The sequence below is a fragment of the Streptomyces sp. NPDC046197 genome, from assembly GCF_040646295.1.
GTDB lineage: Bacteria > Actinomycetota > Actinomycetes > Streptomycetales > Streptomycetaceae > Streptomyces.
Window position 1 is genome coordinate 187153 of record NZ_JBEYZY010000011.1, and the last position, 15754, is coordinate 202906.

General features: G+C 68.5%; 15 protein-coding genes. 6 read left to right on the forward strand and 9 right to left on the reverse strand.

Annotated elements, in window-relative coordinates; translation table 11 throughout:
- Positions 1-560: 560 nt before the first annotated feature.
- The 3 genes from AB0A61_RS17980 (at position 561) to AB0A61_RS17990 (ending at position 3578) form a co-directional block, all read left to right on the forward strand.
- A protein-coding gene (locus tag AB0A61_RS17980) for an IS5 family transposase (RefSeq protein WP_361292724.1) occupies positions 561-1402 on the forward strand; the annotation gives its coding sequence in 2 pieces (ribosomal slippage) (positions 561-924 and positions 924-1402; 843 coding nt in all).
- Positions 1403-1423: 21 nt separating this feature from the next.
- Positions 1424-2380, forward strand: a complete 957-nt coding sequence (locus tag AB0A61_RS17985) for a C45 family peptidase (RefSeq protein ID WP_361292726.1) — start codon at positions 1424-1426, stop codon at positions 2378-2380.
- 109 nt (positions 2381-2489) lie between these two features.
- Complete coding sequence (locus AB0A61_RS17990; RefSeq protein ID WP_361292728.1) at positions 2490-3578, forward strand: hypothetical protein; 1089 nt, start codon at positions 2490-2492, stop codon at positions 3576-3578.
- Between the two features lie 397 nt (positions 3579-3975).
- On the opposite strand, the gene AB0A61_RS17995 is transcribed toward AB0A61_RS17990, so the two are convergent.
- Together AB0A61_RS17995 and AB0A61_RS18000 are read right to left on the reverse strand one after the other, a co-directional pair.
- Complete coding sequence (locus tag AB0A61_RS17995; RefSeq protein WP_361292730.1) at positions 3976-4767, reverse strand: hypothetical protein; 792 nt, start codon at positions 4765-4767, stop codon at positions 3976-3978.
- Positions 4764-5366, reverse strand: coding sequence for an ABC transporter ATP-binding protein (locus tag AB0A61_RS18000; RefSeq protein WP_361292835.1), 603 nt, complete (start codon positions 5364-5366; stop codon positions 4764-4766). Before AB0A61_RS18000 ends, AB0A61_RS17995 begins: the two co-directional genes overlap by 4 nt.
- A 340-nt stretch (positions 5367-5706) precedes the next feature.
- Here AB0A61_RS18000 and AB0A61_RS18005 point away from each other — a divergent pair, with 340 nt between their 5' ends.
- Positions 5707-6936 carry an NAD(P)/FAD-dependent oxidoreductase gene (locus AB0A61_RS18005; protein ID WP_361292732.1) on the forward strand — a complete coding sequence of 410 codons (1230 nt, stop codon included), beginning with the start codon at positions 5707-5709 and terminating at the stop codon, positions 6934-6936.
- Between the two features lie 850 nt (positions 6937-7786).
- Here the strand turns inward: AB0A61_RS18005 and AB0A61_RS18010 are convergent.
- From AB0A61_RS18010 to AB0A61_RS18040, 7 genes are all read right to left on the reverse strand, one after another.
- Positions 7787-8125 (reverse strand): STAS domain-containing protein, encoded by a 339-nt coding sequence (locus tag AB0A61_RS18010; RefSeq protein ID WP_361292734.1) that lies wholly within the window; start codon positions 8123-8125, stop codon positions 7787-7789.
- Complete coding sequence (locus AB0A61_RS18015; RefSeq protein WP_361292736.1) at positions 8122-9417, reverse strand: SpoIIE family protein phosphatase; 1296 nt, start codon at positions 9415-9417, stop codon at positions 8122-8124. Before AB0A61_RS18015 ends, AB0A61_RS18010 begins: the two co-directional genes overlap by 4 nt.
- Complete coding sequence (locus tag AB0A61_RS18020) at positions 9417-10220, reverse strand: alpha/beta hydrolase (RefSeq protein ID WP_361292837.1); 804 nt, start codon at positions 10218-10220, stop codon at positions 9417-9419. The genes AB0A61_RS18015 and AB0A61_RS18020 overlap by 1 nt, the downstream gene beginning before the upstream one ends.
- A gap of 181 nt (positions 10221-10401) precedes the next feature.
- On the reverse strand, positions 10402-11250 hold the full coding sequence (locus tag AB0A61_RS18025; protein WP_361292738.1) for an RNA polymerase sigma factor SigF: 849 nt from the start codon (positions 11248-11250) through the stop codon (positions 10402-10404).
- Between the two features lie 125 nt (positions 11251-11375).
- On the reverse strand, positions 11376-12311 hold the full coding sequence (locus AB0A61_RS18030) for an anti-sigma factor RsbA family regulatory protein (protein WP_361292740.1): 936 nt from the start codon (positions 12309-12311) through the stop codon (positions 11376-11378).
- The gene (locus tag AB0A61_RS18035; RefSeq protein WP_361292742.1) at positions 12311-12667 is read right to left on the reverse strand and encodes an STAS domain-containing protein; all 357 of its coding nucleotides are present in this window, start codon (positions 12665-12667) and stop codon (positions 12311-12313) included. The genes AB0A61_RS18030 and AB0A61_RS18035 overlap by 1 nt, the downstream gene beginning before the upstream one ends.
- A 228-nt stretch (positions 12668-12895) precedes the next feature.
- Positions 12896-13300, reverse strand: coding sequence for an ATP-binding protein (locus AB0A61_RS18040; protein ID WP_361292744.1), 405 nt, complete (start codon positions 13298-13300; stop codon positions 12896-12898).
- Positions 13301-13566: 266 nt separating this feature from the next.
- On the opposite strand from AB0A61_RS18040, the gene AB0A61_RS18045 reads away from it, so the two are divergent.
- Positions 13567-14097 (forward strand): methanogen output domain 1-containing protein, encoded by a 531-nt coding sequence (locus AB0A61_RS18045; RefSeq protein ID WP_361292746.1) that lies wholly within the window; start codon positions 13567-13569, stop codon positions 14095-14097.
- Complete coding sequence (locus AB0A61_RS18050) at positions 14094-15674, forward strand: SpoIIE family protein phosphatase (protein WP_361292748.1); 1581 nt, start codon at positions 14094-14096, stop codon at positions 15672-15674. Before AB0A61_RS18045 ends, AB0A61_RS18050 begins: the two co-directional genes overlap by 4 nt.
- The last annotated feature ends 80 nt before the right edge of the window (positions 15675-15754 follow it).

Genomic DNA, 15754 nt, shown 5'->3' on the forward strand with positions numbered 1-15754 from the left:
AAGGAGGTGGTGCTCGCCGGCTGCGGCAGCTGCGGCTCCTCCCCCGTAGAGTGTGAGCAGGGCACTCTGGTCAGGCAGCTCAGGAGTCAGACCCCACCGCAGGACAGCACCCACCTGCTGTTCTCCTTCTATCCTGCTTGCAGCCCCGTCAGCCCGCTCGTTCGGACGAATTGAGTCGAAGCACCGGTCGCCTACCAACGGAACTGGCAACATGCCGCTGTCGTACGACACTGCGAGTTGAAGGCGGGCCATTGGAACAGCGGGTCAACGAGCGGCAGCTCTCGGTGTTGCAGTGGGTGGGAGCCGGGTGCCCTGCCAGCGTATGGGAGACCAGCTCCTACAAGACCACCTGCCAGGCACTCCACAACCGTGGTCTGGTGACGGTCTCCCGGAAGGCCGGGCAGTGGAGCGTCGCCCTGACAAGCGCCGGTCGGCACTACCTGGCGCACGGCACGTACCCTCCCCGCGGATCACGCCCGCGGAAGACCCAGGCCGCCGGTCCACGGCCTAAGAACTCCTAACGAAATGATCTTCGGCGTGGTTGGATCACTCCCAGGCTGATGATCAGGGGGTGCGGGGTGGCGCGGCCGAAGCCGTGGGAGGTCGACGACGAGCTGTGGGCGGTGATCGAGCCGCTGCTGCCCAGTGTCGAGCGCCGGACCCGGCACCCCGGGCGCAAGCGGCATCCTGACCGGCTGGTGTTCCAGGGCATCCTGTTCGTGCTGCACACCGGGATCTCCTGGGAACACCTGCCGCAGGAACTCGGCTTCGGTTCCGGCATGACCTGCTGGCGCCGCCTGGCCGAGTGGACCGAGGCCGGGGTGTGGCCCCGGCTCCACGAGACCCTCCTTGCCAAGCTTCGCGGCGCGAACGCCCTGGACTTCTCCCGGGCGGCCGTCGACGGCTCGCATATCCGGGCGTTAAAGGGGGCTCCAAGACGGGACGAAGCCCTGTCGACCGGGGCAGGACGGGCAGTAAACATCACTTGATCACCGACGCCACCGGCATCCCACTCGCCGCCACCCTGACCGGCGGCAACCGCAACGACGTCACCCAGTTGATCCCACTACTCCAGGCTGTGCCGCCTGTGCGGGGCAAACGTGGTCGGCCCCGACGCCGACCAGACGCGGTGCTCGGTGACCGCGGTTACGACCACGACAAGTACCGCCGGCTCGTCTGGGGCCTCGGAGTGAAACCGCTGATCGCCCGCCGGGGCACCGAACATGGCTCCGGACTCGGCTCCCAACGCTGGGTCGTGGAGCGCGCGTTCGCTCACCTTCACTGGTTCCGCCGCCTGCGGATCCGCTGGGAGATCCGCGACGACATCCACGAAGCGTTCCTCATCCTGGGATGCGCACTCATCTGCTGGCGACGCCTGCGTGCCCTTGAAAAGCGGGCCTGAAATTTAGTTGGGTCCTACCTCATGAGCCACTACGTCAAGACGTTCCATGCCATTGAGATCGGTGACGGCGCAGACGGTCGGTGGGCCGTGCATGTCCGTTCGGCCATGGCGAAGGCGGAGGACTGGCTGACCGAGGAGGGCCGCACCCCCGAGGGCGCAGCGCAGGCCCGACAACTCTTCGATACGCACATGCCCGAACTGGTCCCCGTGCTCGACCGGCTCGCGGAGCAACTGGAATCTCCTCAGGCCAGGACGCTTCTCACCATGGCAACGGTGCGCCCGTTCTTCTCTGGCTGTACCCAGATCGGCCACGAGGGCACGCTGCTCAGAAACTACGACTTCGCCCCGGAACACTGCGAGGGCACCATCGTCTCCTCCCAGTTCCTCCGCCCAGTCATCGGCATGCAGGAAGCAGGATGGGGCCTGCTGGACGGCATGAACGACGCCGGACTCGCAGTGTCTCTCACCTTCGGCGGGCGATTCGTCCATGGAGCCGGCTTCGCCATTCCCCTCGTGCTGCGCTACCTCCTGGAAACCTGCCGGACCGTTGACGAGGCCATCGACAGACTGCGCACCATACCCATCGCGATTCCGCAGAACGTCACCCTCGTCGACGAGCACCAGAGCCTGACGGTCTATGTGGGCCCCGACATCCCGATGACCGAGGCCCACGACGCATGCGCCGCCAATCACCAGCACCTACCCGTGCCTGACGAGCAGGAACAAACCACCCGGACACGAGCACGACTGGCCGCCGTTCAGGCAGCGGGAGTTGATGTTCCGTCGATGCTGCGACCACCGCTGTACCAGTGCAGCTACGACCAGTGGTTGGGCACTGTGTACACCGCCCACTACCGACCCGCTGAGGGGCGAGTGACGTACCACTGGCCCGGCGAGCATTGGGAACACACCATCGTCGGCTTCACGCCGGGAGCACGCACCGTTGCCCTGGGGCTGTCCGGCGATAACGATCACTGACGCACAACCGACCGTCACCCGCATTCATTTCGTTAGGGGTTCTAAGTCCACCCGAGCGCAGGAAACTCCGGCCACCGAGCGGAAGCCAAGCCCTCCCTCACAGCCTCGTGTGACGCTCACGGAGCAGCTTTTACAGGAGCTTGCGGAGGCCGGCGGCAGGATCGTCAAGAGCGGCAGCGGTCCCGGCTTGGAGAAGTGGCCGTCCCGCGTCGCCGCCGCACGCAGATCCGGAAGGGTTCCGGAGACGAAGGAGCTGTACGGAAACTGGTGCCGCGACGGGTACGAGATCAAGCTCGTCGACATCCCCGCCTGGCGCCTTGCCGTCCTCGACCCCGTCCCCGTGCCGTCGCGGCTCACTCGGCCGCACACCGTTGTCCGGGCCATGCAGAACGAACGCCAGCCGCTCGGCCTGACCAAGCCCGTCCACATACGCGCTCTCCGACTCATCCAGGCACTGATCACCGCTGCCGAGGCCGACGGACACACCTGCTCGGCCGGGCAGACCGGCTTCGCACCCCCACCTCATCGCCGCCGCAGGGCAAAGCCCCACTTCACCATCACCGCCCAGGGCCAGACCGTGGGGTTTCTCGTCCTCCAGGAACAGGACCGGGCCGAGCACGTCGCCACCGAGAAGGAACTCGCCGACGCCAAGAAGAACTCCTGGGTCAGAATCCCCCGCTTCGACTACACCCCGTCCGAACGCCTCCGCATCATCCTCAGCGGCGGCCAGCCACACCGCGCGAGCGAATGGGCCGACGCCCCCGGCCGTCCCCTTGAAGAGCAGCTCGCCGAGATCGCACAGGAGGTCACGCTGCGCGGCCAAGCCGCCGAACGCAGACGCCAGGACGAGGCCGAAGCGGCACGCCAGAAGCGCATCCGCTGGGAAGCCGCCATGGAACAAGCCCGCATCCGGTACGCGGAGGCGTACCGCGTCCGGCACCTAGAAACTCAGGAAGCGGCATGGCGCCACGCCACCCGACTGACCCAATACGTGAGCGCCGTACGCACGCGAGTCGAGGACATGCCTCCGGGCCAGGCCAGAACCGACGCCGAAAAATGGATCAGCTGGGCAGCGGCCACCGTTGAGCGCCTCGACCCATTGAACGCACCGCCCCGGCTGCCCGACATTCCCAAGCCACAAGCCGACGACCTGAAATCCTTCCTCGGGCACTGGAGCCCTTACGGCCCCACCCACTGAACGCCCGCACCGCACAGTGTGCGCACACAGCCGCAGTTCAGGAGCTCTTCGCAACCGGTTCAATCGCGGCACACCGACGTGGTGGGTCATCGGAAAGATGTCGGATTCGGCGAGGTCCGGAAAGGTACAGGTCAGGACCCCTTTTACGGCCTGCTGCACCGCCTGTGGGCACCCGGAGCGTCAAACGAGCGTCATGGCCAACACTGCGTCGCAGGCGGCGAGGGGAGGCGCGCCGTGATCGCCCTGCGCACACCTCCTGCGGCACAGGAGTAACGACGCGAAACGTCGCGCGCACTAATCGCGGACAAGAGGTGAGCCGCCACGGGCAACCCGCTCACACCGCTGGTTGGAGTCCTCGGGCCAGCAGAGTCCCGCAGGAGGGCCGTCCGCACCATGATCACCCTGCCTGGACTCTCGTTCTGCGGGACCTCGGTGAGCGGGAAGAGCGGTGGGTGTGGAGGACGAGCAGCGCCAGGGCACCGGTCGCCGCTGACCAGGTGAGGGAGAACAGGCCGTGGGACCAGGGGATGCGCGAGGTGAGAGCTGAGCTCAGCGCCAGCTGGTTGACGCCGTACAGAGGAAGCGCGGACACGCCCGCCACATCCATGAGTGTGTTGAAGACGGGGTTCTGCAGGCCGGTGTCCACCAGGCTGAGCATGATGATGAGGAAGAAGCCCTCCAGCTCGCCGCGGACCAGGGAGCCGAGCAGAAGACCCATGCCGCCGTAGGCGAGGCCCGCGCCTGCAAGGGCCAGTCCCAGGGGGCCTGCGTGGCGCACGGGCAGAGAGATCCACAGCAGGATCGTGGTGTAGAGGGCCAGCAGGGCGGCAGTAAGGGCGACGGCAGCGAGTTTGGCCAGCAGTATCGGCAGCCGGGGGTACCCGGCCAGCAGCAGACGGCGATCCATCTCCCGCGACTGGAAGGTCTCGGTGAAGGCGATAAAGCCGGCGACCATGGTGATGGCGCCCAGCGCGCTGGCCACCTGGCCCACCTGGCTGGCCGGAGCGGAGACGGAGCCGCTGATGGCGTCCAGCCAGATACGCACCACGTGGTCGGAGGTGCACAAGCGCGCCACGAAAATCCAGATGGGGATGAACGCGACCGCCAGAACCAGGGCCAGCCGGTTGCGCAGGTGGCCCCGAAGAGTGCAGCGCAGCAGTTCGATGAATGCCGTCCAGGAGAGCCTCAACTGTTCGACTCCTCGAAGTGCAGACGCCCCTGGCGCAGATGAGCGATCGCATCGAAGTGGCGCAGGTCGTGCAGCAGGTGAGACACCACGATGATCGACCGGCCCTGATCACGCAGATCGGCGGCCAGGGACCAGAACCGCTGATGGGTGTCCCAGTCGAAACCCTGGTAGGGCTCGTCCAGGACCAGCAACTGCGGATCGTGCATGAGAGCGATCAGCAGGTTCAGCTTCTGTCGCGTGCCACCACTGAGTTCACCGGCCTGTTGTCGCCGGCAGCCGGTCAACGCCAGCAGCTCCATCAGCTCGCCGGCGCGCTCCAGCGTCGGCAACCGGTAGGCCATCTGGAACAACCGCAGATGCTGTCCGACGGTGAACGCATCGTTGAGCACCGCCTGTTGTGGGCAGTACCCCACCGCCCCGGCCCGTGTCACCGTTCCGCGGTCGGGCACAAGGTGTCCCACGGCGATCTGCAGCAGAGTGCTCTTACCCGCACCGTTCTCGCCGACGACTCCCACCAGCATCCCGGCAGACACGTCAAGATCCACATCACGCAGGACCTGCCTGCCGCCGAACGCCTTGCAGACTCCGCTGATCCGCAGCCGTGGCCGGTGGCGCGTCGTTACTGCCTGCACATAAGCCCCTCGAAAGAACGGACAGGTGTAGCGAGCCGGCCCGGAGCCCACCGCAGAGGCCGAGGCCGTGCGGGCTCATGTCCCCTGGCCTGTCCGGCTCATGACCGCTCAGCAGCGCCCCACCCGGACGGTCCGGCCCTCGGCGGGACCGATCCGCCGCGCTGCTGCCCGGTGTCCAACGAGTCCATACCGCTGGTGTAACGGCAACCACCCGCTGTTGCGTTGAGCAGCCGACATCACCACTCCACAGGCTTTGCGCCTCCCCGTCGAGCGTGACCCGCTGCGCGGTCCGCCGTTGTAGGAGGCGATGCCCTCGACACCGCAACAAAACCGCAGCGCTCCCACGATCGTGATCGGAGCGGGCCCCCACGGCCTGGCGGCCGCCGCGCTACTGCGCCGCTCCGGAGTGCCAGCCGTGATCCTGGAACGGTCGGACCGGGTGGGAGCGAGCTGGGCGCAGCGCTACGACCATCTACGCCTGCACACCACTCCCGGCACCTCGAGCCTCCCCGGCCTGTCGGTGCCGCGTCAAGCGGGCCCGTGGGTGAGCCGGGACGACTACGTGCGCTACCTGGAGGACTACGTAGCCCATCACCGGCTCGAGGTCCGGGTGACCACCCCGGTGCAGCGCATCGAACGGGCCGAGCCCGGTCTGACAGCCCAGTGGCTGGTCCACACCCCCGACCGCACCGTGACTGCTGGTGCGGTCGTGGTGGCCACCGGCCGCTGCCACACCCCCAATATCCCCGACTGGCCCGGGCGTTCGGCCTTCACCGGCACGCTGCTCCACTCGGCCCACTACCGCTCTCCGGCCCCCTACCGCGGGCAGCACGTCCTGGTGGTCGGCGCCGGTAACAGCGGTACCGAGATCGCCAGCGTCCTGGCCGGGGCCCGGGCCGCACGGGTATGGATCGCAGTCCGTACCCCACCCAACATCCTGCCCCGCTTCAGCGCCCGATGGCACGCGGCCGGCCGGCTGACGGAGATCCTCCCGCTCGCGTGGCGCGACCGCACCTCCCTGCTCACGCAACGTCTCGCGGTGCCCGACCTGACCTCACGGGGGCTGCCGCGGCCCCGCACGGGCCTGTACACCCGCAATGCCCGAGAAGGGGTCAACCCGGTGCTCGACCACGGCTTCGTGGATGCCGTCCGGTCCGGGCGGGTCGAGCCGGTCGCAGCCGTCCAGGCGTTCGACGGCCCCGACGTGTTACTGGCCGACGGCACCCGACTGCGTCCCGACACGGTCATCGCCGCCACCGGGTACCGGCCCAACCTGCACGACCTGGTCGGATCCCTGGGCGTACTCAACGAGGACGGGCAACCCCTCACCGTAGGAGCACAGACCCATCCCGCGGTCCCGCGCCTCTACTTCGCCGGATACACCAATCCCCTCACGGGTGTCCTTCGCCAGGCCGGCATCGAAGCGCGCGCCATCGCCCACGCCCTACGACGCGAGACGGTGCGGGCGCCCCTTCCCACCCCACGCGTCGGCGACAGCACCGCCGACACACTCCGCACAGGCCACGCGCCGAGCTGACCAGGCTTCGAAACCAACGCCTCCAGCTGCGCGGCCTGTGATTCCGGCAGACGTGCCGTGGTCAGAGGCAGGCATGAACGCTTCACCGGAGCCGACAGGTTCTCCTCAGGCGGAACGGTCGTCCATGCACTGGGCGAACAGCGTCAGGCAGGCGGCACAGTGCGGTGCGTCGTCCCCCTGAGCGCGGCGCGTATCTTCGACAAGCGGCTGTCCGCACAGAGCGACGAGAGCCTGCGGAGCGATGACATGCCACACCTCGGCACCTCGATTGCCGTATCCACGACGCATCTCATACACGATCAGCCTCCTTGCCTCGGACGAAGGCTCCGCGTTCCAGGAGACCTCACCCCCATGGAGTACACCTGCTGAGCAGCGCCATCTGGGTGATATCCGCATCGACCGGTTCGGCCACGGCGCGGCCCCCGCTGGGCGGGACGACCACCGTCTCGCCGCCGACCGTGTTGGCGGTGACGCCCCCCATCCGGTCGCCCGGCGGCTTCCGGCCACCGCCGTCGTACGCTCCGGCGCGCCGCTGGCGCAGCGCCGATCAAGGCTGCGCATCCCCGCAGGGCGTGGCCTGGCGGGAACCCAGCCGTGCGAGGGCTGTAGCGGCAGCAGGGCGATCCGGCCGCCTGCTGCTGGGCGGAGACGAGTGACACCGCTCGGGCTGGTGATCGGTGCGGAGACGGTCATAGCGGCCGTGATCGTGGGCCGACAACACCCGCAGGTCGGCGTGCCAGGGCATGAGCGGGCGGATGCGGCAGGATCGTCCCGGGTGGGCCGTGCCGTGCTGGAGAGAGGACCCTCGGGTTCAAGCCATCGCGTCGGCGGCTGCGAGCGTACGTCGTGCTCAGGGCTGAGGGTTGGTCTCGCCGTCGTGGGCGATGGGGAAGATCTGGTCGAGGCCGGCGATGCGCAGGGCGCGCAATGTGTGGGCGGGTACGGCAGCGAGTGCGATGTCCGCTTGGGCGGCCTGGGCGTGATTGTGGGCGGCGATCAGGGCGCTGAGCCCGCTGGAGTCGCAGAACTCCATGCCGCCGAGGTTCAGGGTGAGGCAGTGCCCCGGTCGCAGGACGAGGGCGGAAATCAGTTCACGCAGTTCGGTGGCACTGTTGTAGTCCAGCTCGCCGAAGATCTCCATTACGGGACCGGTGGCAGCGTCTCGGGTGGTGATCTTCAGTGGGCTCATGGGCTGCTTTCCCTCCGAGGACTGCGGGCGGGGACACCGACGGCGAGGAGGGCGGTGTCGTCGTCGAGGCCGTCGCCGAAGCTGTGCAGCAGTTCGGTCAGCGCCTGCAGCACGGCGGGCGGGGGCTTGCCGGCGTGTTCGGCGGCGAAGGCGAGGAGGGCCTCGTCCCCGTACAGGCTGGTGCGGTCTTCGCCGGTGCGGGCTTCCGTGAGGCCGTCGGTGTAGAGGACAAGGGTGTCGCCGGGGGCAAGCAGGGTCGTGGCGGCGGTGAAGCGGGCGGCGGGCAGAACGCCGACGAGAAGACCTCCAGGGGTGGGCAGGAAGTCGGCGGTGCCGTCGGCTCGCGCGACGATGACCGGAGGGTGGCCGCCCGAGGCCAGGTGGACGGTCACCCGGCCGGTGTCGGGATCGGGCTCCAGGGTGCCGAAGACCACGGTGCAATAGCGCGGGTCGTTGCCGGAGCTGGTGTACCGCTCGTGGAGCACCTTGTTGAGCGTGGTGAGGGCGCTGACAGGGTCGGGGTCGTGCAGTGCGGCGGCGCGCAGGGTGTAGCGGGTCAGTGAGGTGACCGCCGCCGCTCGGGGTCCCTTGCCGCACACATCGCCGAGGAAGAAGCCGAAGCGTTTGCCGTCGATGGAAAAGACGTCGTAGAAGTCGCCGCCGAGCCGGTCCGGTGAGGCGGTGTGGTAGTAGGCGGCCGTCTCCATCCCCGGTATCTCCGGCAGGGTGTCGGGCAGCAGGGACCGCTGGAGCACGGCGAGAGTGTCCTGCAACCGGGCTCGATCGGCCTCTGCCTGCTTGCGCGCTTCTTCGGCCGTCTTCCGGCTCCGCAGGAGTTCCTGTTCGTAGGCGCGGCGGTCCCGGGCGTCGAAGACGGTGGTGCGGATCAGCAGGGGCTCGCCGGTAGTGCCGTGCTTGATCACGGAGGAGATCAACACCGGTATCCGGCCGCCATCTGTCTTCTTGATCTCCAGGGCGATGCCGCTGATCTCACCCTGCATGCGCAGCAACGGCGCTAAGTGGGTCTCGTGATACAGCTTGCCGCCCACGGTCAGCAGGTCGGGGAACCGCATCCTTCCCACGACTGCCTCGCGGTCCAGACCGAGCCAGGTCAGCAGCGTGGTGTTGATCCTCGCGATGGTGCCGTCCATCAGCGTGGACAGGTATCCGCAGGGGGCGCTCTCGTAGAGGTCTTCGGCGCTGTCCTCCAGCAGCGCGGCGAACGCTGCGCTGCTGGAGGTTTGTTCGTCGCCGGCCTCGTGTGGATCGGGGTGCTGACCGGTGCGGCACATCACCGCAAGCCCGCCAGGAAGTTGCGTAGTGCTTCGTTGGTGGCTTCGGGGGCGGACAGGTGCGGGCAGTGCCCGGTCGCATCCAGTGTGACCAGCGTCGAGCCGGGGATCGCCTCGTGGACGAAAGCGCCCACCTCCCGAGGAGCGATCACATCCTGGGTGCACTCCAGCACCAGGGTGGGCACGTTCACGCCCTTCAGGTCGTCCCGCGAGTCCGACAGAAACGTGGTCCGGGCGAAGACACGCGCCATCTCCGGGTCGGTGGCGCAGAAGCTGTTCTTCAACTCCTCGCCGAGTTCCGGACGGTCAGCGTTCCCCATGATCACCGGAGCCATCACCGCCGACCAGCCCAGGTAGTTCGACTCCAGCGACTCGAGCAACTCACCGATGTCCTCGGCGCTGAAGCCGCCGCGGTAGCCGTCGTCGTCGATGTAGCGCGGAGACGGGGCGACCATCACGTGTGCCCCGATCCGCTCCGGTGCCATGCCGGCCGCCAGCACGCCGATCATCGCGCTGACCGAATGTCCCACGAACACGACGTCGCGCAGATCGAGCGCCTCGCACACCTCCACCACGTCCTGGGCGTAACCGGCCAGGCAGGCATAGCGGTCCTCCGAGAACGCGGCCGCATCCGAGCGACCCGAGCCAACGTAGTCGAACAGCACCACCCGGTGGTCCTCGACCAGCGCAGGCAGGGTCAGCCGCCACATGTTCTGATCGCAGCCGAAGCCATGGGCCAGCATCACCGTCCGCCCCTGCGGGCTGCCGGTCACGGTGACGTTGTTCCTGCGGGCGATATCCATGATCGGGAATCTCTCAGACATAGTCGGGTAGTCCTGTTGCGCCCAGGATCATTCGCATTTCGTCCGCCGCCGTCATCGACCGACTCCCACAGCCGCCCACCTCGACGGCAGCGCGGCCACACGGTTCTGGACGGCATCCGACGGTCTTTTGCGGACCTGTCATCGGACTTGCCTGTGGGCTTCAGCGGTGGGTGAGCATGCCGTCACGCAGTCGGGCAAGGGTCCGCGACAGGAGTCGGGAGACGTGCATCTGGGACACGCTCAGGTGTTCGCCGATCTGGGCCTGGGTGAGTTCCTCCACGAACCGCATGTGAATGATCTGCCGGTCCCGCTCATCGAGTTCGGCGAGCAGCGGGGCGAGGGTGTGGAAGTCCTCCACCAGTTCCAGCGCCTGGTCTTCGGCGCCGATGAAGTCCTGCAGGGCGCTCTCGCCGTCATCGCTGCCGCCGATCGCGGCATCCAGGGAGGAGGAGTTGTAGCCGTTGGCTGCCAGACGGGCTTCCCGCACCTCGTCCTCAGACAGGCTCATCAGCTCCGACAGCTCCTGGACCGTGGGCGTGCGGCCGAGCCGGCTGCGCAGCTCCTCGGTGGCGCGGGCGAGTTCGACGCGGGCTTCCTGCAGTCGGCGCGGCACGTGCACGGCCCAGGTGGTGTCCCGGAAGAACCGCTTGATCTCGCCCACGATGTAGGGGATGGCGAACGAGGTGAACTCCACTTCACGGGTCAGCTCGAACCGGTCGATGGCCTTGATCAGGCCGATCATGCCGACCTGGACGATGTCCTCCATTTCCTCCGCGCCACGGCTGCGGAAGCGGCCGGCCGCGTATCGGACCAGGGACATGTTCATCTCGATCAGCGTGCCGCGGGTGTAGCTGTACTCGGGCGTGCCCTCTTCCAGGACCGTCAGCTGTTCGAAGAACAGCTTGGAGAGCCGGCGGGCGTCCTTGGGCGCCACTCGGGAGGGGTCGGCGACCTCCGGCAGCTCGCTCGTTCGTGCGTCCAGTGCCGCCGGAATACTCATGAGCGCCATGCTGTGCCCTCCCAAAGTTCGAGCCGGCCGCTACTGCTCGCAAGACGGCCGACGGGGCAGCGCGTACCCCGTCTTTCCGCACCTACACCTGTGCCCTGTTGAGCGGGCCCGCCACGTGGCGACGGTCAGCTAGGGAGGTAGCAGCGGATGGTGGTGCCATCGGGGCCGGTGTGGACACGGACGAGGTCGGCCAGTTGGTGGACGAGCAGGAGTCCACGGCCGCCGGGCTGCGTGGGATTCGGCGGGCGGCGCCCGGCCAGCGGATCGGTCAGCTGTCCGCCGTCGTGCACCTCGCAGACGGCCCGGCCACTCTCGGCCCAGATGCGCAGTATCCCCGAGCCGGCGCCGTGGACGACGCTGTTGGTGGTCAACTCCGCCACCGCGAGTTCCAGGTCTCCCAGACTCACGCCGGACATGCCCATTGACCGCGCCTGGGACACGGCGAAGTCGCGGGTGGCGGGCAGCGTCCGGGCGGCGAAGGCGCAGACCGCGGCGTCACTGGGCGCGAGCAGGGGCTCGTTGTAGCGGGCGATGATCTCTTCGGGGCCGTAGGCGGTGGAGGACCTCTGACCGTCGGCGTCGATGACGACCGGGTGGGTCGCCAGGGCGTCGCTGAGGGCCTGTTTCCTCAGTTGCCCGGCGTCGTAGGGGCACAAGATGGTTACCGCGCGCCCGGTGAAAGCGGCATTGATCAGCGCCTCGTGCTGGACGCACGCCGGGTACTCGTCGGCGGAACGGCCCTGCCAGATCGGCTCGCCGATGATGCGGACCCGGCGGGCGCCCGGCTGGGCGTCGGCGAACTTGCGCAGCACGCCGGGGATGATGCGGCCCGGGTTGCGCCCGGCCCGGGTCATGTCGATGAAGCGGACCTGTGCCGCCGCTCGCTCACCCAGCCCCTCGCGGATGAGCTCCAGTCGATCCGGCGGCGCGGCGACGGCTGCGGGCTCGCCGGCGTCCAGCCCTTCCCGCAAAAAGGGAACCGTTCCCGCGATGTACTGCTCCGTCCCCTCATAGAAGAGCGCCGGGTGAACGAACGGCTCGGGCGAGGTGGCTGTGCTCATCACGAAGCCACCTCGATCCCGGCAAGCCCGGGCCAAAACATCTCAAGGATGCGTGGCAGCTGCGCCGGTGGTCGGTGAAGTACGATCCGCTGCCCCTGGGGAAGACGCTGGGCCGTGACCGCAAGGTCCGTCACGCCGGCCACATCCACGAATCGCACCCGGGACAGATCCACGTGCAGCACATCCGTGCGGCACTCGATCAGTTGCCTCAGCGCCTGCTTCCAAACTCCCCGTGTGTTCATGCTGATCTCCCCGATCGCCCCCAGCCCGGAATTTTCCGGCAACGGATTGATCTGCAGTACCGCGTCACGTGGCGGCGCGACGGGTGGCCCGCCCACACCAGGTGCGACATCCACGCTTTTGCCCCCAGTTCCCCGGGCTCGGCCGCACGGCGGCTCAATATCGATCGCCTCACACGATACCGGCTCAGGCACCGCGCACGCCCAGTCCGGCCAAGCGAGGGAATGGAGCAGGGCATGCCCTGCACGGATACCGGTGAGGCGAGCCGACGGCAGCGCATGCGACCGAGCAGGCTTCCTCCAGCAGCGGCGACCACGCTGACGCTTACCCAGAGGAAAAGCGGCTCAGGGGGCGAGGCTGAGTTCGGCCCAGACCGTTTTGCCGGGGTGACGTGGGGTGACGCCCCAGCGGTGCGCAAGCCGTTCGAGGAGCTGCATGCCGAAGCCGCCGGGCTCGGTGTTCTTGGTGGCACGCAGGCACGGCCAGCGGTCACTGTCGTCGCTGACCGCGAGCCGCAACAGCCGACCGTTCCAGGAGAGACGGACCAGCGGTGGGCCGGCGCCATGGCGGATGGCGTTGGTGATCAGTTCGGAGACGAGCAGCTCGGCAGTCTGGATCATCCGGTTATGGTGCACTGGGCCGCCGAAACCTTCGACGCAGTCGCGGACCCAGTGCCGGGCGGCCGCGATGCTCGCCGTGACAGGGGGGAAACGCGACTCGCAGGAGGAGGTGGTTGGTTCGCCGTTCACGAGGTTCCTCCAGCCTGGGTGGCGGCCCTGCTCTGCCGCCGACCGACTGTATACAGCCGGTAGCAGTCGCCTGTCGGGTTACCCCTGCCCGCCTGGTGAACCATCTGTGTCCGTCAGATGACGGGCTGATCCTGTGAAGGGTTGATCGCCGCTGTTGACGGGACTGGTGGTGGCGGGCCGGGGGGCGCTGGCAGAATCATCCCGTCACACGACATGAGGCCACTCCGGTCGCGCTGCCGCCCGGGCCCGAGAGCGAGGGAGCCGGCATGGAACAGATTTCGGATGTGGAGATTCCCCTCGACCGTGATGTGTTCCTGCGGACCTTGGTACGCGAGCTGGCGACGTCGCTGGAGTCGGTGATCGGCCTGGAGGAGGCATCCGGCTACGTCAGTCTCGTGGGGCAGGCCGTCGGCACGCAGATCGACGAGATGTACCTCAAGGCACTGGGAACCGACCGGCTCACTGGTGAGCAGGTCGCCGAGGCGCTGGTGGACCTCAAGCGCCGAATCAAGGGTGACTTCTACGTCATCGAGCACGACGAGACGAAGATCGTGCTGGGCAACCGGGTGTGCCCGTTCGCGGAGAAGGTGGTGGGCCGGGAGTCGATGTGCATGATGACATCCAACGTCTTCGGCACCGTCGCCGCCCGCAACCTGGGCTACGCGCGGGTGGAGTTGGAAGAGACCATCGCCCGCGGCGACGCGGGCTGCCGGGTGGTGGTGCACCTGGTGCCCGACGTGGACGTCGAGACGGTGAGTGGCCGTGAGTACTTCGGCGACCGGGCTGTGGCTCCATGAGCCTTGGCCTCTTCCGGGCCATCACCCAACCGCTGCCCCATCCGGTGCTGCTCTGCGGGGCCGACGGCCGCGTCCTGGCCGCCAACCCGGCGGCCGTCCGCTGCGACGACCGGCTGCGCCCGGGCGCCAGCGTGTTCGATCTACGGCCCGACGACACCGCGCAGTTGCGTCAGCAGCTGGCTGTGTGGCTACGGAGCGGAAGTCCCGTGCCCGGCGCGCTGGTCCTCAAGGACGCCGACGGCCGCACACGGCGCTTTCGCTGCCACGGGGCACGGGCCGCCTGGTGGGACGGTCCGGAGCCGGCCGTGCAGCTGCACCTCGTCGAGGCCGGGGCGTCCGACCGGTTCGTCGTGCTCAGCCAGCAGGTGGAGGCGCTGAACCGGGAGGTGGCCTTCCGCCGTGCCACCGAAGTGGACCGGGCGCGGCTGCTGGCCGCCGAACAGGCCGCCCGTGGCCAGTTGCAGCACCTGTACGACCTGACCGCCGCCCTGGCCGCCGCGATCACCCTCGCCCAGGTCTCCCGTGCCGTCCGCGACGTGGCGCCGGCCGCCCTGGGAGCCACCGCGGCGGAGCTCTATCTGCACTCGGCACGGCTGGTGCCGCCCCTGCAGCCGGAGGACAACGGCCTTCCGGCCGGCGCGGGCGGCTGGACCGACCTGGACCGGCCCTCCAGCGCGGAAGCCTCGCTGCCCCGCGAGACCAAGGACGATGTCCCCCTCGCGTTGTCGCTGGAGGCGGACGGCGTCCAGCTGGGCATGCTCATCGTGTACGGCTCACACACCTCCACCGCTCCCGAGCATGTGACGGCCGTGGCCCAGCAGGTCGCCCAGGCCCTGCGCCGGGCGGGTCTGCACGAGCACGAGCACCGGGTCGCCGAACGCCTGCAGCTCAGCCTGCTGCCCCAGCTGCCCCGGCTTCCCGGCCTGGATGCGGCGACCTCCTACGCCCCGGGCAGCGACCTGCTCTCGGTCGGCGGCGACTGGTACGACGTCTACGACGTGGACGCCGATCACATCGGCCTGAGCATCGGCGACGTCGCCGGCCACGGACTGCCCGAAGCGACCGTCATGGCCCAGGTCACCGCAGCCCTGCGCAACATCGTGCCGCGCTGCGGCACGGACCCTGCCGCCGTCCTGGACGAGCTCAACTCCTTCCTCGGCCGCTACCACCCGGAACGGATGGCCACCGCCTGCTACCTGGTCTTCGACCGCCGCACCCGCACCCTGACCTACGCCACCGCCGGCCACCCGCCGCCGCTGCTCATCCACGCCGACGGCACGAGCACCTACCTCGACCACGCCACCTCCCCGCCCCTCGGCCCCGTCCGGGGCGTCCGCTACCGGCAGGCCGACACCACCCTGGCCGACAGCGACACGCTGCTGCTGTACACCGACGGGCTGATCGAGCGCCGTCGCGAAGACCTCGCCATCGGCATGGAGAGGCTGACCGAGTTCGCCCGCACCACCAGCGGCCTGGACATCACCGAGTTGTGCGACCGCTTCCTGCACCACCAGCCCGAGGCGGCCTTCCCCGACGACCGGGCCCTGCTCACCGTCCGCTTCCCCCTACTGCCCTGACGGCCCTGCACTCAGCGACAGCAGGGCGCAGAGTTGCCGAGGATCACGATCTACTCTGCGGACTGCCGCCCGGGACCAGA